This is a genomic window from Alteribacillus bidgolensis (assembly GCF_002886255.1).
Lineage (GTDB): Bacteria > Bacillota > Bacilli > Bacillales > Marinococcaceae > Alteribacillus > Alteribacillus bidgolensis.
The window spans coordinates 3242749-3269430 of record NZ_KZ614149.1 but is presented as its reverse complement, the minus strand read 5'-3'; the positions used below and the strand labels follow the sequence as shown (position 1 = coordinate 3269430).

General features: G+C 38.6%; 21 protein-coding genes, 1 tRNA gene and 1 other annotated feature. Of the genes, 1 reads left to right on the top strand and 21 read right to left on the bottom strand.

The window, feature by feature from the left end:
* Window positions 1–8: 8 nt before the first annotated feature.
* The 14 genes from modB to guaB form a co-directional block, all read right to left on the bottom strand.
* Window positions 9–668 carry a molybdate ABC transporter permease subunit gene (gene modB, locus CEF16_RS16100; protein WP_091586302.1) on the bottom strand — a complete coding sequence of 220 codons (660 nt, stop codon included), beginning with the start codon at window positions 666–668 and terminating at the stop codon, window positions 9–11.
* Window positions 669–1454 (bottom strand): molybdate ABC transporter substrate-binding protein, encoded by a 786-nt coding sequence (modA, locus tag CEF16_RS16095; protein ID WP_091586304.1) that lies wholly within the window; start codon window positions 1452–1454, stop codon window positions 669–671.
* A 449-nt stretch (window positions 1455–1903) separates the two neighbouring features.
* Window positions 1904–1996, bottom strand: a tRNA-Ser gene (locus CEF16_RS16090).
* A gap of 221 nt (window positions 1997–2217) precedes the next feature.
* On the bottom strand, window positions 2218–3111 hold the full coding sequence (gene opp4C, locus CEF16_RS16085; RefSeq protein WP_091586306.1) for an oligopeptide ABC transporter permease: 894 nt from the start codon (window positions 3109–3111) through the stop codon (window positions 2218–2220).
* Between the two features lie 10 nt (window positions 3112–3121).
* Window positions 3122–4087 carry an ABC transporter permease gene (locus tag CEF16_RS16080; protein ID WP_091586308.1) on the bottom strand — a complete coding sequence of 322 codons (966 nt, stop codon included), beginning with the start codon at window positions 4085–4087 and terminating at the stop codon, window positions 3122–3124.
* An 89-nt stretch (window positions 4088–4176) separates the two neighbouring features.
* Complete coding sequence (locus CEF16_RS16075) at window positions 4177–5967, bottom strand: peptide-binding protein (RefSeq protein ID WP_091586310.1); 1791 nt, start codon at window positions 5965–5967, stop codon at window positions 4177–4179.
* Window positions 5968–6061: 94 nt separating this feature from the next.
* On the bottom strand, window positions 6062–7069 hold the full coding sequence (locus tag CEF16_RS16070; RefSeq protein ID WP_091586675.1) for an ABC transporter ATP-binding protein: 1008 nt from the start codon (window positions 7067–7069) through the stop codon (window positions 6062–6064).
* Window positions 7047–8069, bottom strand: coding sequence for an ABC transporter ATP-binding protein (locus CEF16_RS16065; protein ID WP_091586677.1), 1023 nt, complete (start codon window positions 8067–8069; stop codon window positions 7047–7049). Before CEF16_RS16065 ends, CEF16_RS16070 begins: the two co-directional genes overlap by 23 nt.
* Before the next feature lie 45 nt (window positions 8070–8114).
* The gene (locus CEF16_RS16060; protein WP_091586312.1) at window positions 8115–8567 is read right to left on the bottom strand and encodes an Lrp/AsnC family transcriptional regulator; all 453 of its coding nucleotides are present in this window, start codon (window positions 8565–8567) and stop codon (window positions 8115–8117) included.
* Between the two features lie 318 nt (window positions 8568–8885).
* Window positions 8886–10166, bottom strand: a complete 1281-nt coding sequence (serS, locus tag CEF16_RS16055) for a serine--tRNA ligase (RefSeq protein ID WP_091586314.1) — start codon at window positions 10164–10166, stop codon at window positions 8886–8888.
* A gap of 147 nt (window positions 10167–10313) precedes the next feature.
* Window positions 10314–10525 (bottom strand) — a binding site (T-box leader).
* The gene (gene pdxT / locus CEF16_RS16050) at window positions 10523–11128 is read right to left on the bottom strand and encodes a pyridoxal 5'-phosphate synthase glutaminase subunit PdxT (RefSeq protein WP_091586316.1); all 606 of its coding nucleotides are present in this window, start codon (window positions 11126–11128) and stop codon (window positions 10523–10525) included. It overlaps the preceding feature by 3 nt.
* Before the next feature lie 43 nt (window positions 11129–11171).
* Complete coding sequence (pdxS, locus tag CEF16_RS16045; protein WP_091586318.1) at window positions 11172–12056, bottom strand: pyridoxal 5'-phosphate synthase lyase subunit PdxS; 885 nt, start codon at window positions 12054–12056, stop codon at window positions 11172–11174.
* 178 nt (window positions 12057–12234) lie between these two features.
* Window positions 12235–13548, bottom strand: a complete 1314-nt coding sequence (locus CEF16_RS16040; RefSeq protein WP_091586679.1) for a D-alanyl-D-alanine carboxypeptidase family protein — start codon at window positions 13546–13548, stop codon at window positions 12235–12237.
* A 238-nt stretch (window positions 13549–13786) separates the two neighbouring features.
* Window positions 13787–15244 (bottom strand): IMP dehydrogenase, encoded by a 1458-nt coding sequence (gene guaB / locus CEF16_RS16035; RefSeq protein ID WP_091586320.1) that lies wholly within the window; start codon window positions 15242–15244, stop codon window positions 13787–13789.
* Window positions 15245–15647: 403 nt separating this feature from the next.
* Between guaB and CEF16_RS16030 the strand changes: the two genes are divergently transcribed.
* Window positions 15648–16589 carry a YaaC family protein gene (locus CEF16_RS16030; protein ID WP_170032004.1) on the top strand — a complete coding sequence of 314 codons (942 nt, stop codon included), beginning with the start codon at window positions 15648–15650 and terminating at the stop codon, window positions 16587–16589.
* A gap of 132 nt (window positions 16590–16721) precedes the next feature.
* Here CEF16_RS16030 and gyrA read toward each other — a convergent pair whose 3' ends face one another.
* The 7 genes from gyrA to dnaA all read right to left on the bottom strand — a co-directional run bounded on the left by gyrA (window position 16722) and on the right by dnaA (window position 26443).
* Window positions 16722–19256, bottom strand: coding sequence for a DNA gyrase subunit A (gene gyrA, locus CEF16_RS16025; protein WP_091586681.1), 2535 nt, complete (start codon window positions 19254–19256; stop codon window positions 16722–16724).
* 351 nt (window positions 19257–19607) lie between these two features.
* Window positions 19608–21524, bottom strand: coding sequence for a DNA topoisomerase (ATP-hydrolyzing) subunit B (gene gyrB, locus CEF16_RS16020; RefSeq protein WP_091586324.1), 1917 nt, complete (start codon window positions 21522–21524; stop codon window positions 19608–19610).
* Between the two features lie 397 nt (window positions 21525–21921).
* Window positions 21922–22206, bottom strand: a complete 285-nt coding sequence (gene remB, locus CEF16_RS16015; RefSeq protein ID WP_091586326.1) for an extracellular matrix regulator RemB — start codon at window positions 22204–22206, stop codon at window positions 21922–21924.
* An 18-nt stretch (window positions 22207–22224) separates the two neighbouring features.
* Complete coding sequence (recF, locus tag CEF16_RS16010) at window positions 22225–23346, bottom strand: DNA replication/repair protein RecF (RefSeq protein WP_091586328.1); 1122 nt, start codon at window positions 23344–23346, stop codon at window positions 22225–22227.
* Window positions 23347–23357: 11 nt separating this feature from the next.
* Complete coding sequence (gene yaaA / locus CEF16_RS16005; protein WP_091586330.1) at window positions 23358–23582, bottom strand: S4 domain-containing protein YaaA; 225 nt, start codon at window positions 23580–23582, stop codon at window positions 23358–23360.
* A gap of 217 nt (window positions 23583–23799) precedes the next feature.
* A complete protein-coding gene (gene dnaN, locus CEF16_RS16000; protein WP_091586332.1) occupies window positions 23800–24942 on the bottom strand; it encodes a DNA polymerase III subunit beta in 1143 nt (380 codons plus the stop codon).
* Between the two features lie 148 nt (window positions 24943–25090).
* A complete protein-coding gene (dnaA, locus tag CEF16_RS15995) occupies window positions 25091–26443 on the bottom strand; it encodes a chromosomal replication initiator protein DnaA (protein ID WP_091586334.1) in 1353 nt (450 codons plus the stop codon).
* Window positions 26444–26682 lie beyond the last annotated feature (239 nt).

The following is a 26682-nucleotide window of genomic DNA, read 5'->3' as shown; positions in this document are numbered from 1 at the left end:
ACTTTGTATTATTGCTTTAAAAACTTTGTCGTTACCAATAAAATTAAAATAGTAGTGATACTCAGCACCATAACCATAAGGTGCGCTTCATTCATGCGATTTGCTTGAACTGAATCGTAAATAGCAATAGATAATGTTTGCGTTTTACCAGGAATATTACCTGCCACCATTAAGGTTGCACCAAATTCTCCTATGGCCCGGGCAAACCCTAGCACCACTCCAGCAATCATTCCTTTGTAGGAAAGCGGAGTCATAATTCGAATAAAGATTTGCCATTTACTCGCTCCGTCTAACTGGGCAGCCTCTAAGGTATTTGTATTGATGGATTCAAATGCAGCTTGCATCGGACGAATAATTAACGGAAGGGCTGCAATAGCAGCTGCTATAACAGCTGCTTGCCAAGTAAACAGTACTGTACTGCCTGAAACTGCTTCAATAAATCTGCCAATCCAACTGTTGCTTCCAAGCAAAAGCATTATATAATAACCTAAAACGGTAGGAGGAAGTACTAACGGCAGCATCATCATTAAAGATAAAAGCTCCGTCCACTTATTATGGTAGACTGTAAATATCCATGCCAAAATAATACCAAAAACAAAGGACGTACTTGTCGCAATTACAGCTACTTGCAAGGATAGTAAAAGAGGAAAGCCAATCACTTCTAACATTCACTCTTCCTCCGGGAGTGAAAAACCATACTCATTCATAACAGCTTGTCCCTCATCTGAATAAATGTAATCAATAAACTGTTTCGCTTCTGCTTTTTGGTTACTTCTATCCGGAATACCTAACGCCTGTAAAATAGGTTCATGGTCTTCAGCCTTAATCGGTTTAAAAGCAAGAGAGGACTGCTTAGATAACGATAAGGCAATAAACCCAACATCCACATTCTCTGATTCGACATATTGCAGCGTTTGTTGAATATTTTCTCCAAAGACCAATTTTTCTTCGACCTCTTCCCAAATACCCCATGTTTCAAGAGCTTGTTTAGCAGCCTTTCCATAGGGTGCGTGATCCGGATTCGCGATCGCAATTCGCTGTACCTTGTCTTCCAGCAAATCTTCTGGCGTCAACGCTTCATATGTATCTCTATCATACATTAATCCAATTCTTCCTGTTGCATACCTCTTTTTTGTTTCTTTATTCATTACATCGTTTTTAATGAGACGATCTATGTATGACTCATGAGCTGCAGCAAATACATCATATGAGGATGCCCCCTGTTCAATTTGCTGAGTCATTTGCCCTGTTGAACCGAAACTAAATGTGACTTCTATTCCGGTTGCTCCTTTGAATTTTTCTCCCATTTCAGTAAATGCATCATACAAGTCAGAAGCCGCAGCCACATGTAATTCTTCCGCTGAGTCCTTGCTAGAGTCTTGAAAACCAGTAGGAGCACAAGCACATAAAACAAAAATAACCCCAAGAAGCATAATATAATAACTTATCTTCATCAAAGCACCTTCCTAACTACCGATAAAATGTCTCTTCCACCATTATATTGCTTTTCACAAAAAAATGAGAGCATTTTACTTAATGAAACCTTTAGAAAAACTTGGCTTGTCGCCAAGTCCTTAATGGCGAAAGCCTTATTTTTTTATCCTTTAATGAAGTTAGACTTTCTTAAAGTATAAAAAAGTCCCGCTTAGAACAAAAATCTGTACTTTGATATCTAGTACACTTGGACAATGACAAACTGGATTGCACTGATGTGCTGATTTTTGATAAAAACAGGACGTTTACGTTTTGAAAAAATCCTTTACAGTCTGCCCCGAAGCGGCTGGGTACTCAAGCTCGACACAAAAAACCTCCTAGATTTCCTAGGAGGGACTGAGATCGTTTATACATAACTGTGTTGCATATCGATTTATGTTGGAAAATTAAGTTTACCGAATAATATGTATGGCGGAGGAGGAGGGATTCGAACCCCCGCGGGCCGTGAAGCCCCTGGCGGTTTTCAAGACCGCTCCCTTCAGCCAGACTTGGGTACTCCTCCGTGTGAAATATGTATTTTTTCGCTGACAAAGACTATAATAGCACAACCCCCATAACGAAGCAAGTATCTTTTTAAAAAAAATCAAGAAATTTTTCAGGCAGCAAAGAAAAACTTGGCTTACCGCCAAGTCCAAATGGAGGAAGTCGTAGTTTTGCTTATAATTTGACCCTTTTACAAAGTTAAACTTTCCTAAAGTACAAGTTAACCCTGCTGCCATTTTATTATTTACTGCTTTTCGGGTCAAATGCATCACGAAGACCATCACCAATAAAGTTAATAGCCAGCACAGTCAATAAAATAGCCAGACCTGGAGGTACCCATGCCTCCGGAGCGCCTGTTAATACTCTCATGCTCCTTGCTTCATTAATCATATTTCCCCAAGTAGGTGTAGGCTGCGGTATTCCAAAACCAACGAAGCTTAGTGCTGATTCAAGTATTATCATAGAAGCCATCATTATCGTTGCGTTAACAATAATGGGACCAATCGCGTTTGGTAAAAAGTGTTTCATAATGATGCGCCAATCTGAACATCCAGCTGCTCGTGCACTTAAAATAAATTCCTTTTCCCTTAATGATAAAAACGTTCCACGTAATATTCTCGTTATATTCGGCCAATTAGTTGCAGCGATAACCAGTACAAATAGTGGGATCGTTATATTTTGAATGATTGCAATGATGGTTAACACAAATAATAGAAAAGGAAGAGTTAAAACAATATCTGCCGTACGCATAATAATTCCGTCTACTATTCCACCATAGTATCCAGCAAGCGACCCTAGAATCACCCCAACAATAATGACACAGAGCATGGACAAAAAACCGATAAGAAGGGTAACGCGTGAGCCGTAAACGAACCTTGCAAAATTATCTCTTCCTGAACCATCCGTACCTAACCAATTTTCTGCACTAGGCCGAGCCATTACATTTAATAAATCATGTTTCGTAGGATCATGTGTCGTTAAAAACGGAGCGAAAATTGCAATGAATGTAAAAAAAACAAGAATAATAATACCTGTAAGAGCAAGTTTATTTTTTAAGAACCGTTTCATGGCCAATGTAAGCAGGCTGTGTCCCTTTTGCAATTTATAAGAAGCAGTTGATTGTGTATGTTCCATAAACTCCCTCCTAATCGTACCGAATTCTCGGATCAACCACGGCATAACAGATATCAGCTAGAAGATTTCCGACTAAAATGGTTACCGAGAGAATAAGATTTATTCCCATGATGACAGGATAGTCCCGATTAATGATTGAATCTAGAAACAATGTACCAAGACCAGGATAATTAAATACAGCTTCAGTAATAACTGCTCCGCTTAATAGCATGCCAAATTCAAATCCGAGCAGGGTAATCACAGGGATAAGGGCATTACGGAGCGTATGCTTGTACAATACACTTTTATTTCCCATTCCTTTAGCTTTTACTGCTCGAATAAAATGGCTCGTCATCACATCCATCATTTCACTTCGTATGTACCTCATATAAACAGCCGTACTGGCTAATCCAAGCGTAGTACCAGGCAGAATTAAATGTCTTATTTTATCAAAAAAATAATCAAATCCTGACAATCCCGCCGTTGAGACAGAGCCCTGCGATGGAAACCACCCTAGTTGAAAAGCAAAAACATAGATAAGTAGGAGACCAGCAAAAAAATTAGGTATCGCAAGTCCTAAAAATGCAAATGCAGTAGCTCCATAGTCTAAAAGAGAATGTGGTTTTCTAGCCGAGTAGATACCGATAGGCAATGCAACAATTATAGTAAAAAGTAAAGAAAAGACAGATAAGTATAGAGTGTTATCTATCCTAGATAGAATCAGCCCTTCTACGGTGCGGCCATTATAGTTTATAGAGTTTCCTAATTCCCCTTTTGCCACAGAACCGAGCCAATGAAAGTATTGCACATAAAAGGGATCATTTATCCCTAAAGCTTCACGTCGTTGATCCAGCACTTCAGTATCCACCGATGGGTCTATACGTTCTCCTGTGAGCGGATCACCTGGGGCAATAAAAGCAAGCATGAACACAATAAATGAAACAGCAATCAACATAGGAATAAAAAGAAGGATCCTGCGTATAACATAGATATACATAATTTCTTTTCCTCCTCTTTGAGCACATAGATATGCTGTTTGTAATAGGCGTATGGCCACATTTCAGCCATACCCCCCCTTGTTTTAAATTATTGTTCCAACCACCATTCGTGGGAATTATCCACGATCGTGTGAGGTTTTTTTGTAATACCGTGTAAACTGCTGTTGTGAGCAAATACATTGTTTTCGGAATAAAGCGGGATTTCTGGAAGCTCTTCAGAAAATAACGCAGCCCATTCTGCGTACTTTTTTTCTCTAAACTCCAAATCGAAAGCTTCAGGTGCCTGTTTTGCTTCTTGAATAAGTTTATCGCTTTCTTCGTTATCCCAACGTAAATAATTATAAGCTGATTCGGATCCATGAAGAGGATCTGGATCCGGATCACCAGAAGCAAGCCCCCATCCTGCCAAATACATGTCCCAATCGGTATTGTTTTTTTCCAGCTCTACAAAGTGAGCAGACGCATCACGGGGGTGGCGCAGGTCAACCTTTAATCCTACACTTTCCAGGTTGTCTTTAATTATCGGAGCAGCATCTTCACGCACTTTGTTGCCCGTAGGATAATCAAGGTTTAATACAAACTCTTCTCCCTCCGGATTTTCACGGAATCCGTCATCGTTTGTGTCTTTATATCCTGCATTATCAAGAAGTTCATTTGCTTTGTCTTCACTGTATTCATATTGATGTACAGCCTCCGGATCATAAGCCCAGGATGCTTCAGGGAAAGGAGCATTCAAAACTTGACCGCTTCCATACAACAAACCTTCAATGATGCCTTCCCGATTAATGGCATGTGCGATAGCTTGGCGAAGTTCTTTATCCTGCACTTTTTCGTTTGGTTCCCATGTACTTTTATCTGTTACAGAATCATTTGGTCCACGGTGATGTCGAAAGCCAAGATATTGATACCCTAAGTCTTGCTGTTCAAACATTGTAATATGTTCCATTTGTTTTACTGTTTCTATGTCTGCTTTTGGCACACCGCCAGGATCTTTCACTAAGTCAAGCTCTCCATTTTCAAGCATACCAGTCATAATTTCTTGATCAATTACCTGCCACTGTATCCTATCAAGATACGGTTCTCCTTTCCAATACTCCTCATGTTTTTCTAAAATGTACTGCTCTCCATCCTGCATCTCGGTCAATTTAAATGGTCCTGTACCTATCACTTCACCAGCATCCGTGGAGGCAGGATGTTCAGCCATATCTTCGACTGCTATATCAGAGAAAACATGTTCAGGAATAATCGGAAAACTTGTGTTATACAGTGCAGTTACATTCGGTTCTTTAAATGTAAAGGTGACCGTATAATCATCTTCGGCTTGAACGCCTTCTAATTCATCAGCTTCGCCAGCTGCGTATTCTTCATATCCTACAAGCTTATTTACAAATTCTGTTCGTAATCCGCCCGAATTAATGTACTCGGGGTCTGCCATAGAGGTAAAAGTAAATACGACATCATCTGCGGTAAATTGTTCTCCATCATGCCAGGTTACGTCTTCTTCAAGAAAATAAGTAATTTCCGTCTGATCCTCATTAAACTTCCAATCATGAGCTAATTCTGGGGTGAATTCCAGGTTCTCGTCCTGAGCTACTAAAAAATCATGTGTAAAAGACAATATATTATTTTCATATGCATCTTCATAAAAAATTGGATTAAATTGTCCGCCTGGCGCTGAATACATAGCGGCTGTAATCGTTCCGCCTTGTTGGGGCTCCCCGGTTGGTTCTTCCACCGTTTCTTCTTTTATTTCTGTCGGATCTTCGCCTGCACCTGTCACTTCTTCTTCGATTGGTTCATCTTCCCTGCTGCAAGCTGCAAGGATAAATCCAAAGGAAATCAGTGCAATGAAAATTAACTGCAAACTTTGCTTTTTCATTTTATTCCCCCCTTAATCTTTTCATTAGAAGAACTTGGCTTTTTCTCCCTTTTTGACGTAAGATTTTCCTGTTTCATTGCTGAACGTTTTGGTCTTATTCTGTATATAGGTGACAGGCAACATAATGATCATTGCCCATATTTATTAATTCAGGCCGTTCTACTGTACAACGATTATGTGATTCCGGACATCTAGTATGAAAAGGACAGCCAGCAGGATGATTTGACGGGCTAGGCATATTTCCTTCAAGCTTTACCTTTTCTCGCTTTCTATCTACACCTGGGACACTTGCAATAAGTGCTTTTGTATAAGGATGAAGCGGCTCTTTGTACAATGAATGCTTAGGAGCAACCTCTGCAATTCTGCCTAAATACATGACTGCTATCCTGTCACACATGTGTTTTACAACACTTAGATCATGAGAAATAAATAAATATGTAAGGTTAAACTTTATTTGCAAATCACTCATTAAATGAAGAACTTGCGACTGTACAGAAACATCTAGTAGTGAGACAGGTTCATCTCCAATAACTAATGAAGGGCGAGAGGAGAGGGCACGGGCAATTCCAATTCTCTGGAGCTGTCCTCCGGAAAACTCATGCGGGTATTTAAACCGAGTTTCTTCATCTAGCCCTACAGTGTGCAGAAGCTCAATGATCCGGTTTTGTCGTTCCTTTTTTGTCAATCTATCATGCAGAATGAGCGGCTCTTCAATTAAATCTCCTACGCTCATTCTAGGATTGAGTGAACTATATGGATCTTGAAATATCATTTGCATGTTCTTTCGATAAGGACGGATTTTTCGTTGAGAATAGCTTGTAATATCCTTGCCATTAAAAATTATTTTGCCTTCCGTAGGATCAAGCAGTTTTAAAATTAAGTGACCAAGTGTTGACTTTCCAGATCCTGACTCTCCAACGAGACCAAGCGTTTCACCTTGATAAATGCTTAAAGTTACGTTTTCTACTGCCTTTACGTGCCCAATTGTTCTTTTTAAAATGCCGCCTTTCACAGGAAAATATTTTTTGAGATTTTTTACCTCTACTAATTTTTCTTTTGTCTCTGATGGTGTAAGAGAATTAGTTTGTGTTTCGCTGTTCATGATTGTCACGGGGCTTAGTCTCCTCCCCTCTATACAGAATACACCGAACCTCATGATCATTGTTAGTTTCAATTAGTTCTGGTACTGTTTTTGTACAAGCTTCTATAGCATGCTTACACCTTGGTGCAAATCGGCACCCTTCCGGAAAAGCATGGGAAGGCGGTACCGTTCCTTGAATAGATTCTAGTCTTTTTTTTTCATCTTCTATCCTAGGTATACTTGCTAAAAGTCCAATCGTGTAAGGATGCTTTGGATTACAGAACAACTCTTTCACTGAAGCTTTTTCTACGATTTGGCCGCCATACATCACCATGACTTTATCTGCCGCTTCGGAAACGACTCCAAGATCGTGGGTAATCATAAGAACGGCCGAATTTGTTTGATCCTTCAGGTCTTTCATCAAATCAAGAATTTGGGATTGAATGGTAACATCTAGAGCAGTTGTCGGTTCATCTGCAATAATCAGTTTTGGATCACAAGACATAGCGATAGCAATGACTACCCTTTGTACCATTCCTCCTGATAATTGATGGGGATACATATTTACTATTTGGGCTGCATCGGGCAGACCTGCCATTACTAATAAATCGACAGCTTTATTGTATGCTTCTTTTTTCTTCATTTTTTTATGTTTTCTTAACGGTTCAGCTATTTGCATACCTACTGTAAACACAGGATTCAAAGAAGAATGAGGGTCTTGAAATATCATTCCAATCTCGTTCCCTCGCACTTTTTCCATTTGCTTATCGGAAAGCTTAAGTAAATCTTTTCCCTCAAGCTTAATGGAGCCTTCTATAATTTTGCCAGACGGTTCTGGAATAAGTCGTATAATCGACATAGAAGTCATACTTTTTCCACTTCCTGATTCTCCGACTAAGGCTGTTGTTTCTCCTTTATGTATGACAAAGTCCACTCCATCGACCGCTTTCGCTTGTTTCTTGTTTTCAAATGTAATATATGTTTTTAATCCATTCACTTCAAGCCGTGGCTCATTGCTCATATACACACCCCGCATATTTATCGTTTCCTGTTTTCGCACACTTTTCTAGGGGAGTATATACGAAAACGAATCTTTGTACTGTTTTAATTCAACATTTACATCCGCATTTAAAATCCCGTCAATCTGCGATAGTTCCGTATTGACAAATTTGACTAAATCCTCATTATTTCGGAAGTAAGCTTGTATAATTAAATCATGTTTTCCTGAAAAAGCACCAATAAATCGAACTTCTGAATAGGAATTCAGGTATTCAGCTATATCTTCTTGCTTTCCTAGTTTTGTCGATAAGCCTATAATCGCTTGAACTTTCAGTCCAACTTTGTTTGGATTTGTATGGATAATAAATTCAAACACATTGTTTTTCAACATTTTATTTATACGTGAGCGCACAGTCCCTTCACTAACGTCAAGAAAACGAGCTATTTCACTATAAGAACGTTTCCCATTTTCTTGAAGGTAACCTAGAATTAAGAGATCAGTTTGGTCTAAAGTTTTCATATACCTCACTTCATTTCCTTACTATTTTAAAAGAATCTCTTTTCGTTCTTTACGAAAACAATAAATACTTAATCTGTTTGTTAATAAATTCGTACATTACCTGCAATCAAAGTTATTATAAGTAATTATAATAAATATTGCAATACAGTTTTCAGTTTTTTTCGAATCTTTATTTTATATACTTTATATTTTGCCATTGAATTCTATCATTTCAACCTATTACACAAAATCGGGTGCCCTTGAAGTTTATAAATACTTTACGTACAGGAAAAATAAAAAGAAGGCTGTTATACACACCCGCCTTCTTTTTCGTTCGTTTTATTGCTTTTTGATAAATTCTTTGCCGCCCATATATGATCGCAAAACTTGAGGAATTTTTATACTGCCATCTTCTTGCTGATAATTTTCCATAATAGCTGCAACTGTTCTTCCAATGGCAAGACCAGAACCGTTCAATGTATGGACAAATTCTGTTTTAGACTTTTGATCTCGTTTAAAACGTATATTAGCACGACGCGCTTGAAAGTCTTCAAAATTACTGCAAGAAGAAATTTCTTTAAAGTCTTCATAGCTTGGAAGCCACACTTCGATATCATACTTTTTAGCTGCAGTAAAACCAAGATCTCCGCTGCACATATTCATAACACGGTATGGAAGTTCTAGAAGCTGAAGAACTTTTTCTGCATGGCCTGTTAATGTTTCTAATTCTTCATACGAATCTTCTGGTTTTACGAAACGAACAAGCTCCACTTTATTGAATTGATGTTGACGAATTAAACCACGCGTATCTCTTCCTGCAGAACCTGCTTCGGAGCGAAAACAAGCGCTGTAAGCAGCGTATGCAATCGGTAAATCATCTGCTTGTAAAATTTCATCACGATACAAATTTGTTACTGGCACTTCCGCTGTAGGTATTAAAAAGTAATCTTCTTCTTTAATCTGAAATGCATCTTCTTCAAATTTTGGAAGCTGCCCCGTACCTGTCATACTATCACGATTAACCAAGTAAGGAGGGAGCAATTCTTCATATTCGTGCTCTTCCTCATGTAAGTCCATCATAAAGTTAATTAATCCACGTTCTAATTTTGCTCCAGCGCCCTTATAAAACACAAATCTGCTTCCTGTTACTTTAGAAGCTCTTTCAAAATCCATCATTTGCAATTCATCTGCAAGTTCCCAATGGGCTTTCGCTTCAAACGGGAAGGAAGGGACTTTACCCCATTGTCGAATTTCTTCATTATCTGTCTCATCTTCCCCGTATGGAACACTTTCATGAGGAACATTTGGAACACGAAGCATGAGATGGTTCAGCATTTCTTCAACTTGCTTTAATTCTTCATCTAATGCTTTAATATCAGCTGAAACTTTTTTTGTTTCCTTTATCAAATGATCAGCGTCTTTCTTTTCTCTTTTTAGCTGAGCTACTTGCTGTGAAACTGTATTTCTCCGCTGTTTTAACTCTTCTGTTTTTTGGATAAGCGTTCTTCGTTTTTCATCTAGTTCTTGAAATTTATCAATTTCACTAATATTTTCTCCCCGTTTATCCAGCTTTTGTTTTACCTCGTTAAAGTTATTACGAAGTCTTTTAACATCAAGCATAGGAAGTTCCTCCTTTTATCTATAGTTGCATTAAAAAACTCGGCTTACTGCCAAGTCCAAATGGCGGAAGCAGTAGTTTTGCTTATACCTTGATCCTTTAACAAAGTTAAACTTTCCTAAGGTATAAAAAAAACCCGTCCCTTTTCTTGCAGGGACGGGAATTACCCGCGTTACCACCCAATTTGCAAAGAAAAATCTCTGCCTCTTTGGATCCTGTAACGCGGATGAAACGGAGAGAACTACTTATTTTCACTCTCTCGCTCAGAGCAGGATTCATTACATTCTGCAGCCGGTTCGCACCAACCACCGGCTCTCTGGGTGTCAGAAATGCAATTACTATTGCCCCTCAACGCTTTTTATGTCAATGCCATTGAATCAGCAGCTGCTTCTTTTGATTCTCTTACCATTTGTACAAAGTATTGATGAAATCGTGCGTCCTCTGTTAATTCAGGATGAAACGAACAAGCCAATAAATGATTCTGTCTGGCAGCAACAATTTCTCCTTCAAACTCGGAAAGAATTTCTACTTCTTTTCCTACTCCGGTAATAAGTGGAGCACGAATAAATACTGCTTCGACATCTACCCCTACATCTTTGACAGAAATCTTTGTTTCAAAACTTTCCCGCTGCCGGCCAAAAGCATTTCTTTGCACTTCCATATCCATTAATTGAAGGTGGCTTTGTGTTTCATCTTTAATATCTTCAGCCATTAAAATTAAACCTGCACAAGTACCAAAAATCGGTTTTCCCGCTTCGGAAAACTGTCGAAGCGGTTCAAAAAAACCATATTTATCAACTAAACGGCGCATAGTTGTACTCTCTCCGCCGGGAAATACTAAACCATCAAGTTTTTCCAGCTCTTCCACACGTTTTACTATCTTCACTTCCACATCAGGTGCATGTAAACAGTTAACATGTTCACGAACAGCACCCTGTAACGCGAGTACTCCTATTTTTAACATGGTTAACCCTCCTTCATGTTAAATTTGTTTATTGAGGGCGGATTTACCAGCCGCGGTCCTGCATACGTTCGGAAGGCTCAAGATTAGAAATCTCCATTCCTTTCATTGCCGTTCCAAGACCTTTAGACAGACGTCCGATCAATTCATAATCTTCATAATGAGTTGTTGCTTCTACGATAGCTCGTGCAAATTTATCAGGCTGGTCTGATTTAAAAATACCGGAGCCAACAAATACACCGTCTGCTCCTAACTGCATCATCAACGCAGCATCTGACGGAGTAGCCACACCGCCAGCTGCAAAGTTTACAACAGGCAGCCTTCCGTTTTCTTTAATTTCCAAAAGCAATTCATAAGGAGCTCCCAAGTTTTTCGCTTCTGTCATTAATTCATCCTTTGATAAACCAGTAACTTTTTTCACTTGAGACTGCACCATTCTCATATGGCGTACAGCTTCTACAATGTTTCCTGTCCCTGGCTCGCCTTTTGTTCTAAGCATGGAAGCACCTTCCCCGACACGTCGAAGAGCTTCGCCTAAATCACGGGCACCGCACACGAAAGGTACAGTATATTCGCTTTTATCTAGATGATATACCTCATCGGCGGGAGTTAATACTTCACTTTCATCAATATAATCTGCCCCAAGAGCTTCTAAAACTCTCGCCTCAACAATATGACCAATGCGTGCCTTAGCCATTACTGGAATAGATACAGCACTCATCACTTCTTCTACGATTGTAGGATCAGCCATACGAGCTACTCCTCCAGCAGCACGAATATCTGCTGGTACCCGCTCTAAAGCCATAACCGCTACAGCTCCAGCTTCTTCTGCAATTTTTGCTTGTTCAGCGTTTACAACGTCCATGATGACGCCGCCTTTTTGCATTTCTGCCATTCCACGTTTAACTCTATCTGTACCTCTATCTGCCATCTTTCATTCCTCCCGCATAATCGAAAAATATATTTATTTAGTATTGTTTACCAATAAATCACAAGCATACAGATTCGATTTTATTATGATAATTATTGTAACACTACCTTTTCAGAGAATAAAGTACTATCCTCTTCTTTCCGGTTTTTGCTGTTATTCTGTCACCCAATCTTTATTATTAAAATAAACCTCTGACAAAACTGGCTGCATTACTCCACACACTTCCAAAAAAACTGCCAATACCGCGAAAGGTCAATGCTATCCATCCTGCTTTTTCAACATCTTCTTCAGCGACTAATGGTACTTGGTTGTTGTCTGCCATGTTATCTTTCAAGTAATTATTTCCTTCTTCCTCCACCGTAACAGTGCCAATAACTGTCCCAGACTCAATGGGTGCTTCTAACTGCCCCTCTTCATTGAGTAATTCTTCATCTAATGACACTACAGTATTCACGTTTTCTGTTTCTCCCTCTTCAACTAAAACAGACAAAGATTCACCTGCAGACACGGTAACTTCATCTTCTTTTCCTTTTGTAACAGGAACTGTTTCTTGTTCTTCAAACTGGTCTCCTTCTGCCACAACCTCTTCAAACGTGAAATCATCAAAACCATAATCAAGTAATTTAGCCGTTTCTTCAAAACGTGCTTCTCTTGATTCGGTTCGCATCACTACAGATATAAAGCGAAGTCCATTTCTTTCAGCCGTTCCAGTAAAAGCGTTACCAGCCAGGTCAGTAAAACCAGTTTTTAACCCGTCTACACCTTCGTATGGCATCGGCCCCTCTGGAAGCATCCAATTCCAATTTTGCATTTCTATGTAATCTTCTGTACCTTCTTTAAATGTTTTTTCCACAATACTTACCGTGTCCAGCACTTCTGGGTAATCATTTAATAAATGGTACGTAAGGATGGCGGTAGCTCTTGCAGACAGCATATTTTCAGCATCAGCTTCTGTCCCGTCTGGATGAGCTCCGTTCATTGATCTATTATTAAGTCCAGTTGAATTAACGAACTCATATTCTTCTAAATCTAATTCTTCTGCTTTTTCATTCATCGTATTTACAAAATTGCTTTCTGAACCGGCAATGTGTTCAGCTAAAGCTACCGTAGCCCCATTCGCAGAATAAATGGCCATTGCTTCATATAACTCTTGGACTGTATATGTTTCATCCTGCCGCAAAGGAACGTTAGAAAGTGCCGTATCCAGTGACAGCTGCCGTACTTTATCGCTGATGTCAACTTCTTCATCCCAAGAAATTTCTCCATTATTAACCGCTTCATGTACTAAATACTCTGACATAATTTTAGTCATACTCGCTGGCGGCAAAACCAAATCTATATCGTTTTGATAAACAATTTTTCCAGTTTCTGCTTCTACTAAAATAGCTGAATCTGCTTCTAATTCAGGCTCTGCAGCTGAAACTGTATGCCCTGAATCAAATAGAATACTTATACATACAGAAAAAATAACACTTTTTTTTATCCAATTCATTCTTTTCAAAATCTTGCACCCCCACGGTCTTCTTGCACAAACGATATTTTATCATAGGTAAAAGTAAAAAAATAGATAGACATGAGACCTATTTCCTGCTTACGCCAATATTTCCCGGGAAAAGAAAAAAACTGCCTCAAAAGAAGATATTTCTGAGGAGTTTTCTCTCTTTAAGAAAGACAACAATTTCGTTATTCAGAAATATCTTTTTGAGGCAGCAACTAATTATAGGCAGGTCTTATAAGTTATAGTTAGGAGCTTCCTTAGTTATTTGAACATCGTGGGGGTGACTTTCCCTTAAACCAGCATTGGTAATGCGGGTAAAACGAGCATTCTCTCTGAGATCATTTAGGGTTTCAGTTCCGCAGTAACCCATACCCGCGCGGATACCTCCAATTAATTGGTGCAAGGTATCAGACAATGGCCCTTTATAAGGGATTCTCCCTTCAATACCTTCAGGCACTAATTTTTGATTATTCTCTTGGAAATAGCGATCTTTGCTCCCTTGTTCCATCGCTCCCATAGAACCCATGCCGCGATACACTTTAAACTGTCTGCCTTGATAAATTTCTGTTTCCCCCGGGCTTTCCGTTACACCAGCCAGTATACTGCCAAGCATCACTGCATGGCCTCCCGCTGCCAATGCTTTAACAATATCTCCAGAGTATTTAATACCGCCGTCCGCGATGATTGGCGTATCATATTTACTCGCTTCACGAGCGCAATCATACACAGCAGTGATCTGCGGCACTCCTACGCCTGCTACAACACGTGTAGTACAAATGGAACCAGGACCGATTCCAACTTTCACCACATCAACACCTGCTTCAATAAGGTCTTGCGTTCCTTCTGCAGTGGCTACGTTTCCTGCAATAATGGTTAAGCTGGGATATGCTTCTCTAATTTCTTTCACTTTATTTAAAACGCCTTGCGAATGACCGTGTGCTGTATCAATGACAATAACATCAACTTCTGCGGTAACTAGAGCTTCCACACGCTTTAACGCGTCATTCGTTACACCGACAGCTGCCCCTGCTAATAAACGGCCTTGGTCATCTTTTGCGGAATGAGGAAATTCAATAACTTTTTCAATATCTTTAATAGTAATAAGACCTTTTAACGTTTGGTCTTTTTCTACAAGAGGAAGTTTCTCTATTTTGTGTTCCTGAAGAATTTTTTCTGCTTCCTCTAAAGTGGTGCCAACAGGTGCTGTGACAAGATTGGAACTTGTCATGACATCTTCTATTTTAATGGAATAATCTTCAATAAAACGCAAGTCTCGATTTGTCAAAATACCAACTAGTTTTTGATCTTCATTGACAATAGGTACCCCTGAAATACGGTATTTACCCATTAAATGTTCTGCATCAAATACTTGCCGTTCTGGTGTTAAAAAGAAAGGATCTGTAATTACACCGCTTTCCGAACGTTTTACCTGATCTACCATCTCAGCTTGCTCTTCAATAGACATATTTTTATGAATAATACCCAATCCACCTTCTCGAGCAATCGCGATAGCTAATGAAGCTTCTGTAACGGTATCCATCCCGGCACTAATAATAGGGATATTCAAATTTAATTTCTCAGAAAGAGAGGTTTTCACTGATACGTCACGCGGGTGAATATCTGAACGGTCCGGAACCAACAGTACATCATCAAACGTCAAGCCTTCTTTAGTAAACTTGTCTTCTCTCACAGTTATTTCATCCTTTCTTTTATGTTTTCTTAGACAGAATAGGTGTACGTGACTAAGCGCTTTTTTCTAGAAAACCACCCGTCATAAATAACTCATCTGTTGTTCAAACTAAAATAAATGATAACTATTTAAGATTTTTAATTTAAACAATTAGTGTGTCTTTATTCCTGATATTTTCTAATATCTTATCATTTTTTTTGGGATGGCACGAGTAAAAGAAATAAGTTTAAACATTCCGAAAAATTAACTGAAGGGAATATGATGAGATTCAAAAATGCTTATTAAGGAACATAACAATTATCATAACAGTAATGAAAACGCAACCAACAATCCTTTGAATGTTGTAATACAAAAATACTTGGGAAGGAGAGACTTGCCAATAAAAGGAGGATTTAAAACAACCATGCATACAGATTTTTTTTCTTATTACTCTCCTTTCGAATCACAAGAAGTACTGCGCCGCTGGCTATTACATAGCTATCAGCTTCGGCCTGCTTTTAAAGAGGAAGCCTATACTTGGAGTTACCAAAATACCTCTGTTTTTCATTATGAATGGCTGATTGGAAGAAATTATTGGATGGAAGGTATCAATTCTTCTTTATTGATAAAACCTCTTCTTCTTTTTTATGGACTTACTCACCTGTTAAAAGGCCTTGTTTTAATAGAAGATCCTTGTTACCCTGCATCTGTTGAAGTATTAGCGCATGGAGTTACGGCAAGAAAAAGAAAAAGGAAAGGGTATACCTTTATGGATGATGAAATCAAAATTCAAAAAAGAGGGTTTTTCCCTCATTTTTCAAATTATCTGTTTCACGTGGAACATTCACCAGGAGAAAAATGGAAAATGAAGGAATTGCTTTTGCTCATTGAAGGTATGGCCTCCCTCTATTTTAAAGTGAGGGGAACAGAGGATTTGTATGAAGTGTATGTACAAGATTCATTTTTCACTATACAAACAAGCAAACAAATTCAAAGAGAAGATGTTGAATCCTTTTCTAAAGCGCTTGAAAACATAAACATACCCACCGAACACGTCACTAACGTAAGTGATTCATCTATTACTTTTAAAGTGAAATCAATCAATAATGATCAAAAATCTCTTCTTTTAAAGCACAATGATCAATTCTACCTGCCACCGTCATTTCCATCTAAATACTGCTATCTACCTGAGTTATGTATACATTACTTACTGTTATATAACTTAAGCATGATTTGCAGGTATGAAGGAGAATGGTGGGGAGAGGTGATTTCACAGCAGTTTTCAGAGGATTTCCCCATGATTAAAACATATTTAACCATTGCTGGTGAAAAAGTTCCTTCTCTTTTTAAATCTTTCTTTGTTTAAAAAAAAGTACATCTTTCTTGTCGTGTTAGAAAGATATTTTAACTTCATTTGTGTTAAATACTGTCGTTTTGCTTAACCAATAACTTTTATTAAAAACGTAAAAAACCCTCGGCTATGAGCCGAAGGTTGTTCTTATTCGTTAGAATTACTGGTTTCATCTGTAGAAGAAGTAGTCGATTCTTCTTCTGTTTGATTTTTTAATGTTTCTTGACTGTTTGTTTCGCTTGGTTCGGTTGGTTCTTCTTCGGGAGTTTCAACTGGTGCCACGGTAGAGACTTCTTCGCCATCAGCAAGACGGATTAATTTTACTCCTTGGGCATAACGGCCAAGTCGAGAAATTTCTTGGGTTTCCATACGTATTAAAACACCATGAATAGTCATAACCATAATATCATGATCTTCTGATATACATCTCATGGAAACAAGATCACCGTTACGTTCTGTCAAATTACATGCTTTAAGACCTTTTCCGCCACGATTTTGTATCTTAAATTCATCGATCGGAGTTCGTTTTCCATACCCTTTGTTTGTAACCATTAATACGTCTTTATCTTCAGAAGAAATATCCATGCCAACTACTTCATCATCTTGAACTAAGGAAATAGCTTTAACACCAGTCGCCGTACGCCCCATGAACCTTACGTCTTTTTCATTAAAATGGATAGCCATACCGAGTTTTGTCCCGATAATGAGGTTTTCATTCCCCCTTGTCAAACGGACACCGTGAAGTTCATCGTTCTCTCTGACATTGATTGCAAATAAACCGCCTTTGCGGATGTTCGAAAAAGCAGACAGTGCCGTCCGTTTAGCGATCCCTTTTTTGGTTAAGAAAAATAGATATGCTTCATCTGAGTACTCTTCAACCGGAATCACTGTACTAATTTCTTCATCTTTATCTATTTGTAAGAGATTAATAATCGGAATCCCTTTAGCTGTTCGTTTTAATTCAGGAATTTCATAACCTTTCAACCGATACACTTTCCCCTTATTAGTGAAAAAGAGAATCGTTTGATGAGAACTTGTTGTAAATAAATGTTCGACAAAATCATCGTCGTTTGTTCCCATCCCTTGGATACCGCGGCCGCCGCGTCTTTGACTGCGATACGTATCAATAGGCATACGTTTTAAATAACCATAATGAGAAATTGTAATAACAACATTTTGACGAGGAATTAAGTCCTCATCTTCAATTTGGTTTTCCCCTGCGGTAATGACAGTTCTGCGTTCGTCATTGAACCTTTCTCTTAAGTCAGCTATTTCATCTCGAATAATTTCGAGCACACGTTCTTCACTTGCTAAAATAGCTTTTAATTCTTTAATTTTTTCCAAAAGATCTTTGTATTCTTGTTCAATTTTATCTCTCTCTAAACCTGTCAAACGCTGCAGACGCATGTCTAAAATAGCCTGGGCCTGATCGTGACTGAGAGAAAATTTCTCCATTAATCCGTTTCGTGCAATGTCTGTCGTTTCCGAGCTGCGGATTAGTTCAATTACTTCATCCAAGTGATCTAAAGCTACTCGCAAACCTTCTAAAATATGGGCTCTTGCTTCTGCTTTTCTTAATTCAAAAGCAGTACGGCGCTTAATTACCTCTTTTTGGTGTTCAAGATAGTAACTCAAACACTCTTTTAGGTTCAATACTTGCGGACGGCCGTCTACTAATGCAAGCATATTAATTCCGAAGCTTGTTTGAAGGGCCGTTTGCTTATACAAATTATTCAACAATACATTTGCATTGGCGTCTTTTCGGACTTCAATAACGATCCGCATTCCATTTCTGTCCGATTCATCACGCAAATCCGTGATACCTTCAATTTTTTTATCTCTTACTAGTTCAGCAATTTTTTCTATTAATCGCGCTTTATTGACTTGGTACGGTAATTCATCCACAATAATCGATTGCTTACCGCTCTTTTGTTCGTCAATATAAGCGTTTGCTCGAATAATAATCGAGCCTCTGCCTGTTTGGTACGCCTTTTTAATACCAGAGCGTCCAAGAATGGAAGCACCGGTTGGAAAATCAGGTCCAGGTATATATTCCATTAATTCAGGTACAGTAATATCAGGATTTTTACTGAGTGCCAGCACTCCATCAATAACTTCACCAAGCTGGTGCGGGGGAATATTAGTAGCCATCCCAACAGCAATCCCTGCTGCACCATTAACAAGTAAATTTGGAAACCTGGCTGGAAGGACAATCGGTTCTTTTTCATTTCCGTCATAGTTGTCTTGATAGTCAATCGTATCTTTATTAATGTCACGTACCATTTCCATGGAAATTTTGGCCAATTTCGCTTCAGTATAACGCATTGCTGCAGCTGCATCACCATCAACTGAACCAAAATTTCCGTGACCATCCACTAACATGTTACGATAACTAAAATCTTGTGCCATTCTGACCATCGTTTCATACACGGCAGAATCACCATGCGGGTGATACTTACCAATCACGTCACCGACGATACGAGCAGATTTTCGGTATGGCTTATCCGGTGTCATACCTAGTTCATTCATCGCATATAATATGCGGCGGTGGACGGGTTTAAGGCCATCTCTTACATCCGGAAGTGCACGGCTGACAATAACACTCATAGCATAGTCTAAAAAAGATGTCCGCATTTCCTGGCCAATATTTATTTCTGTTACTCTTGATTCGTTCTCTGCCATTCCTGCAACCTCCCAAAATTTTGGAGCTGTGATAAGAAAAGCGCACGCGCCCTTGTCAGCCTCGACAGGTAAATGTTCTCCAGGCAATAAAGGCGCTCTTTGCCTTTAATGACTGGAGGTTATTTAACCCCGAGAGGCTGGGCGCTGAAGCTAGACATCAAAGCGCAAAATTTTATACTTTCTTATCTGATTAGAAAAGCGCAAGCGCCCTAAAAATAACATTCGATGCTGATCATTAACCGTACGCTTTTCGGCCTCTAAACGACCGGGGGCTCGCGCTGTAATCTACATTTCAATACTTCTTAAGCAAAGGACAAGCGCCCTGAATGGCTATTACAGGCGCCTGCTTGCTTAAACATCTAAATTCTTTACGTAGTGAGCATTCTCTTGAATAAAATCTCTTCGTGGTTCTACACGGTCTCCCATTAACGTTTCAAAGATCTCATCAGCTTTCATCGCATCTTCAAGTGTCACCTGCAGGACAGATCGTGTCTCCGGGTTCATCGTTGTTTCCCAAAGCTGCGAAGGGTTCATTTCTCCAAGCCCTTTATATCGCTGGTAGCCGGGTTTTGGCTGAGAAGGAAGTTCTGCGAGAACCTTTTCTAGATCCTTTTCTACATACGCATAACGCACCGACTTGCCTTGCTGAATTTTATATAAAGGAGGCTGGGCAATATAAATATATCCTTTTTCGATCAATGGACGCATATACCGATAGAAGAAGGTTAAAATCAATGTGCGGATATGAGCCCCGTCCACATCTGCATCGGTCATAATAATAATTTTATGGTACCTTGCTTTAGCTATATCAAATTCATCTCCAATACCCGATCCTAAAGCGGTAATGATGGAACGAATTTCGTTGTTAGCGAGAATCTTATCCAACCTTGCTTTTTCGACGTTGATAATTTTTCCTCTAAGCGGCAGTATAGCTTGGAAGTGCCGGTCTCTTCCCTGTTTAGCAGATCCTCCAGCAGAATCTCCCTCCACAATATATATTTCACTAATAGAAGCATCTCTTGAAGAACAATCAGCTAGCTTCCCTGGCAGCGAACTGACTTCTAATGCATTTTTCCGGCGAGTAAGTTCTCTTGCTTTTTTTGCCGCTTCTCTTGCTCGTGAAGCCATAAGACCTTTTTCAACAATATTTTTAGCCGTATCAGGGTTTTCTGCTAAAAACCTTGAAAAGTTTTCACTGAATAAAGAGTCTGTTATTGTTCTTGCTTCACTATTTCCAAGTTTCGTTTTAGTCTGACCCTCAAATTGCGGATCCGGAATTTTCACAGAAATAATAGCGGTTAATCCTTCACGCACGTCATCCCCAACTAAATTAGGATCATTTTCTTTGAATAAATTATGCTTTCTAGCGTAATCATTAATAGCACGTGTTAATCCGGTCTTGAAACCAGATTCATGGGTTCCGCCTTCATGCGTATTAATATTATTAGCAAAGGAGTATATATTGCTCGTATAACTGGAATTGTACTGCACCGCTATTTCTACTTGAATTTCGTCTTTTTCACTTTCAATAAATATCGGCGGCTCGTGAAGAGCTTCTTTTTGACGATTCAAATACTCAACAAAAGAAGCAATACCGCCTTCGTAATAATATTTGACTGGCTCTACTTCTTCATCACGTTTATCTTCAAATACGATGTGTAATCCCTTATTTAAGAAAGCAAGTTCTCTTAGACGAGTGGCAAGTGTATCGTAATCAAATTCACCTGTTTCCTTAAAAATCTCGGTGTCTGGTTTGAAATGAATCTTTGTTCCGTGTTTCTCTGTTTTTCCGATAACCTGGAGATCTTGTTGAGGTACTCCTCGTTTAAAATTCTGATAGTATACTTCTCCATCCCTATGCACTTCTACTTCTAACATTTGTGATAGAGCGTTTACTACAGAAGCCCCTACACCATGAAGACCACCGGAAACTTTATAACCTCCGCCGCCAAATTTACCGCCAGCATGTAATACGGTCATTATAACCTCTAAAGCTGGTCTTCCCATTTTCTCATGCATACCGACAGGGATACCGCGGCCATTATCTTGAACCGTAATGCTGTTATCTTTTTCAACCGTTATATAAATATGATCGCAATAACCGCCCATGGCCTCGTCAATGCTATTGTCTACGATTTCCCAAACCAAGTGATGAAGGCCCCGTCCGCTTGTTGAACCGATATACATTCCCGGTCTCTTGCGCACTGCTTCTAAACCTTCAAGTACTTGGATTTGGCTTTCATCGTATGAATGCTGTTCTATTGACAATTCTATTCACCTTCACTTCCATACATGTTCGTTTGAACATAAACAAAACTATTAGGCAAACTGACGTTTCGCCGAGTCATCAGGCGAAAGTAGTTTGTCTTGTATTTTTTACAGATTATATTTAATAATTTCCTATCAGTATTGGAAAGACTTAGACATTTCGCCGAATCTGCATTTTAAAAGTACAGGTACCTTGGCCAATCCATAGATGCTGTCTTTCTAGAATAAAGTACAAGTAAAGACTAAGGCTTCCAACATACAGGGACGTACTAATGCCGCCGTTGCGACAGGACGTGGCGTTTTTAGCGGTTTCCTTTAACATAGCGGCAAGCAAAGTTTTTCTAAAAGAGCAGAAACCAAGATTTCATTTTCTTCATTCATAATATCTTAAAGCATGTTAAGACTGAGAACTTTCCCCAACATCTTCACTATAATCGTCAAACTCTGAAACCACTTGAGCACGACGTCTTAATGTTAAAGAAGAAATGGGAGATAAATATACTCTGTCGATCGTCACAACTACGGACTTTGTAAGCTCTTTTGAAATTTCTATTACATCCCGGTTTTTATGCGAAGATAGAAATTGTTTCGTGATACTTGAAGAGTCATGTGTATCTTGATCTAGAATAGCTACGACGTCTTTAGACCGTATAACCGTATCTCCGCCTAAATGAATAAACATCGATTCCACCTCATTTCATTATTTCATTTGTTTCACTGTTCCTGCCTCTGCATAAAATGTGGAGGCTTGTTTTAATGTTTCGTGTTCTATTCCATCTACGCTGGTCGTAGTTACAAATGTTTGGACTTTCCCTTGTATAGTGTTTAACAAATGAGACTGTCTATAATGATCTAATTCAGAAAGTACGTCATCCAATAATAAAATCGGGTATTCCCCGATGTTATCGTTTATTAATTCGATCTCTGCAAGTTTCAAAGATAGCGCTGCTGTTCGCTGTTGTCCTTGAGAACCAAAAGTCTGCACTTCTTTATTGTTAATCAAAAGTGATAATTCGTCTCTATGAGGCCCGCTCAATGTCATTCCTCGACGAATTTCATTTTGTTTATCCTCTTTTAATTTATATTTAACTCTCTCTTCTATCTTCGACAAATCCATGTCTTCTGATACCTGTGCAGCAGGAACATACGTGAGAATGAGGTTTTCTTTTTCCCTTGTAATTTGTGAATGGATATCTTTAGCCCATGTTTGGAGCATTTCCAGAAAAGAGAATCTTTTTTTTATCACTTTAGCTGCAGCTTGAGACAGTTGATCTGTCAAAACATCGAGCATAACTTCCTGTTCTTGGTCCGGAACAGGAAACATACTTTTAAGCAGCTGATTTCTTTGTTTTAAGATACGCTGGTAAATGGTAAGGTCATGAAGGTATACAGTGCTAATCTGACCTAATTCCATGTCAATAAAGCGGCGCCGCATACGCGGTCCGCCTTTCACAAGACTTAGATCCTCAGGAGCAAACATTACCACGTTACAAGAACCAACAAATTCGCTCAATTTTCTTTGTTCCAGTTCGTTAACCTTTGTTTTTTTCCCTCTAGAAGAAACAATGACTTCTAAGGATAGAGAACTATTTTTACGGGAAATATCTGCTTCTAAACGAGCAAAATCTTCATTCCACTGTATTAATTCTTTATCTTTGGACGTTCGATGTGATTTAGCAAAAGCAAGCACATAGATAGCTTCCATTAGATTTGTTTTGCCTTGAGCATTTTCTCCAAGAATGACATTTACTTTGTTCTCTGCATTTAGTTCAATATGACTGTAATTGCGAAATTGTTTAAGGTAGAGTGAATTAATATGCAAGAAAATCCCTCTTACTTTTGAGTGGAAGAAACCACGAAAGTGCCGGCTCCTTCAACTTTGATTTCATCACCGCTGTATAGCTTTTTTCCTCGCCGTTGTTCCACTTCTTGATTTACAAGGACTTCATACTCTGACAAAAACCATTTCGCCATACCGCCAGTATCAATAACACCTGCTTCTTTTAGAAACTGTCCTAATGTAATATACTCCGTTTCTATCTCAATTGATTGACTCATGTTATCCCTCCTGTGCTTGCTTACTACATCGACGCTCATTTCCGTTCCTCATTTTAAAAATAAATAATACCATTCGAACGACACATGAATACATTATATATTTTACTAAAATATAAGCCTAACGCCAATAGGAACAAAGAAGAAAACGTGAAGTACCATCAAATTCCTGTTAAGAAGAGTAAGAAAGTCCCCAGGAATTCCCAGGGACTGCTTAGGTTTAATAGGTGCGGACGGGTGAAAACAAGTGAAGCATTTGGTCGTGATCTGTCGGACGAAGAATAAACGGACTCATAGCACCGGTGAACATAATGTGAACCATTTCGCTGTCGATAACTTTTAATGCGTCTATAATGTTTTTACCGTTAAAAGATATACGTAATTCTTCACCTTCTAGACTGCGGCAATTTATTTTTTCGGTTACTTTTCCTACCTCTGATGAAATCGACGTGATTTCTAACACTTCTCCCTCTAATGTTTTCAGGTTAATGACATTGTTTTTCGCTTCTTTTGAAAGGAGCAATGCTCTTTCAAGAGATTGCAGCAACTCTTTTGCAGGGATTTCCATTTGTGTTTTAGATTGCTCTGGAATCATATTTTTAGTTACTGGATATTTTCCATCTAGCAGTCTGGAAAAGAAAAGCAAGTATTTAAATTTAAACAGTACCTGGCTGTCTGTCACAACAACCTCTACCAGTTCATCTGTGTCTTCTAAAATTTTGCTTAATTCATTTAAACTTTTTCCAGGAATCACTATATTAGAAAGTTCCAGATCTGCCGAGTTCGTTTCCATGAAAGCTTTTCGCATAGCTAAACGATGACTGTCTGTTGCAGTACAGGTTAGTTGTCCGTTTTCTCCCTCAAGGTTTACACCTGTCAACACTGGACGTGTTTCCTGAGTGGACACCGCAAATACCGTTTGTTTAATCATATCTTTTAATAAATTTTGCGGCAGACTGAACGTTCGATTTTCATCTAGCTTAGGAAGATGTGGATATTCTTCTGGGTCTAATCCATTTAAATTAAATACAACACTGCCAGAACGCAATGTGGTGGCAAATTGATCTTGGACAATGATTTCGATTTCATTGCCAGGAAGTTTTTTAACAATATCAACAAAAAATCGAGCTTGTAAAACAATACTGCCCTCTTTTTTTATTTCTACGTATTCTCTTTCTTCATCAGCAGACGGGATAAACGATTCAATAGATATATCGGAGTCACTTCCTGTCAGTGTCACTCCTTCTGATGCAGCTTCTATTTTTATTCCTGTAAGGATTGGAATGGTTGTTCTGGAAGATACAGCTTTATTAACGTGCTGTACACTATGAACAAAATGTTCACGCTGAATGACAAAATGCATACTACATCTCCCTTTATATATAATTAATAAATAATAGTCGTAATAGTAATAGAGGTTGTGCACTATGTGGATAATTGACAATATCTGCTGTTCAGCAGACTTATTAACATGTGGATAAACTGTGTATAATTAGTGGTATTTTTACACATCATGTTTTTAACTTGTCGATAATTTCCTGTAGACTTTTTTGCAGCTCGGTATCAGCCTGCAGCAATTTTGATATTTTTTCATGAGCATGAATAACAGTGGTATGATCGCGCCCGCCAAATTCTTCACCAATTTTTGGCAAAGATGATTCTGTCATTTCTCTTGATAAATACATTGCGATCTGACGAGGAAAAGCAATCGTCTTGGTGCGTTTTTTTGCTTTTAGTTCTTGAACTTGAATGGTGAATTGCTCTGCCACTGTTTCCTGAATATCAGGGATGGTAATTTTTTTTGGTTTGGAACTAGGAATAATATCTTTTAACGCTTCAGCGGCAAGGTCAGCGTTCATATCTTGATTAATAAGAGACGAATAAGCTACTACCCTGATTAATGCTCCTTCTAGCTCCCTGATGTTCGTATCGATTTGATTTGCAATATAAAGCATCACTTCATTTGGGATATCAAGTTTTTCTGCTTTTGCTTTTTTCCGTAATATAGCAATCCTTGTTTCTAAATCTGGAGGAGTAATATCTGTAATTAATCCCCATTCAAAACGAGAACGCAGTCTATCTTCTAATGTTGGTATTTCTTTTGGCGGTCTGTCGCTTGAGATGACAATCTGCTTACTTTCTTCGTGGAGAGCATTAAATGTGTGGAAAAATTCTTCTTGTGTTTGTTCTTTTCCAGCTAAAAATTGAATATCATCTATCAAAAGCACATCAACACTGCGATATTTATTTCGAAAATTTACAGCTTTATTATCTCTAATAGAATTAATGAATTCATTCGTAAATTTCTCTGAAGATAGGTAAACGACACGGGCTTCAGGGTTATGATCAATTACATAATGTCCGATAGCGTGCATTAAATGGGTCTTTCCTAGTCCAACCCCTCCATAAATGAATAGAGGGTTATATGCTTTAGCTGGTGCTTCTGCAACAGCAAGCGATGCTGCATGAGCAAAACGGTTTCCTGAACCAATAACAAACGTATTAAAAGTATATTTATCATTTAGCATGCTTTTTGGAATTTCATCTGTTTGAGGATCAGATCCAGCTGGCATTTTTTTAACTTCTTGCTCTATCGAAATGTCGTTTTCTTCTCCAGTGTCAGGGATAATAAATTTCACTTGCAGCTCAGCTCCGGTAATATCTTGCAATGTATCTGAAATTAGACTGGAATAACGGTTTTCCAGCCAATCTCTTGCAAACTCATTAGGAGCTGTAATGATTATGGTATCTTCGTGAAGTTCTGAAGCTTTTGTTGACTTTAACCACGTTTCAAAGCTAGGTTTACTAACTTTTTTTCTAATAACTTCTAACGTTTGATCCCATAAATCTTTAATATTCTCCATAAACGGCACCCTCCTTTTCTTTATATTTGTGATCCCCTATTTCTCTTAAAAGGGCAAGAAAGGCCTCCAATTCTTTCTAGATGGGAAGAAGGAAGCCTTCATGAGCTATTTACGGGTTAAGTAAATGTTTTACACTGTTAGGAAATTAAGAGGGGAACACTCCATACTTATCCCCAGCATCCTGCATAACTATCTAATTATTTATAATATAGTAGAATTACGGAGTATGCACATTATTA

What these genes read in the sequence shown, in the direction of transcription:
- modB (WP_091586302.1), bottom strand. Translation starts at nt 668, where the DNA reads ATGTTAGAAGTGATTGGCTTTCCTCTTTTACTATCCTTGCAAGTAGCT.
- modA (WP_091586304.1), bottom strand. Translation starts at nt 1,454, where the DNA reads ATGAAGATAAGTTATTATATTATGCTTCTTGGGGTTATTTTTGTTTTA.
- opp4C (WP_091586306.1), bottom strand. Translation starts at nt 3,111, where the DNA reads ATGGAACATACACAATCAACTGCTTCTTATAAATTGCAAAAGGGACAC.
- CEF16_RS16080 (WP_091586308.1), bottom strand. Translation starts at nt 4,087, where the DNA reads ATGTATATCTATGTTATACGCAGGATCCTTCTTTTTATTCCTATGTTG.
- CEF16_RS16075 (WP_091586310.1), bottom strand. Translation starts at nt 5,967, where the DNA reads ATGAAAAAGCAAAGTTTGCAGTTAATTTTCATTGCACTGATTTCCTTT.
- CEF16_RS16070 (WP_091586675.1), bottom strand. Translation starts at nt 7,069, where the DNA reads ATGAACAGCGAAACACAAACTAATTCTCTTACACCATCAGAGACAAAA.
- CEF16_RS16065 (WP_091586677.1), bottom strand. Translation starts at nt 8,069, where the DNA reads ATGAGCAATGAGCCACGGCTTGAAGTGAATGGATTAAAAACATATATT.
- CEF16_RS16060 (WP_091586312.1), bottom strand. Translation starts at nt 8,567, where the DNA reads ATGAAAACTTTAGACCAAACTGATCTCTTAATTCTAGGTTACCTTCAA.
- serS (WP_091586314.1), bottom strand. Translation starts at nt 10,166, where the DNA reads ATGCTTGATGTTAAAAGACTTCGTAATAACTTTAACGAGGTAAAACAA.
- pdxT (WP_091586316.1), bottom strand. Translation starts at nt 11,128, where the DNA reads ATGTTAAAAATAGGAGTACTCGCGTTACAGGGTGCTGTTCGTGAACAT.
- pdxS (WP_091586318.1), bottom strand. Translation starts at nt 12,056, where the DNA reads ATGGCAGATAGAGGTACAGATAGAGTTAAACGTGGAATGGCAGAAATG.
- CEF16_RS16040 (WP_091586679.1), bottom strand. Translation starts at nt 13,548, where the DNA reads ATGAATTGGATAAAAAAAAGTGTTATTTTTTCTGTATGTATAAGTATT.
- CEF16_RS16030 (WP_170032004.1), top strand. Translation starts at nt 15,648, where the DNA reads ATGCATACAGATTTTTTTTCTTATTACTCTCCTTTCGAATCACAAGAA.
- gyrA (WP_091586681.1), bottom strand. Translation starts at nt 19,256, where the DNA reads ATGGCAGAGAACGAATCAAGAGTAACAGAAATAAATATTGGCCAGGAA.
- remB (WP_091586326.1), bottom strand. Translation starts at nt 22,206, where the DNA reads ATGTTTATTCATTTAGGCGGAGATACGGTTATACGGTCTAAAGACGTC.
- yaaA (WP_091586330.1), bottom strand. Translation starts at nt 23,582, where the DNA reads ATGAGTCAATCAATTGAGATAGAAACGGAGTATATTACATTAGGACAG.
- dnaN (WP_091586332.1), bottom strand. Translation starts at nt 24,942, where the DNA reads ATGCATTTTGTCATTCAGCGTGAACATTTTGTTCATAGTGTACAGCAC.
- dnaA (WP_091586334.1), bottom strand. Translation starts at nt 26,443, where the DNA reads ATGGAGAATATTAAAGATTTATGGGATCAAACGTTAGAAGTTATTAGA.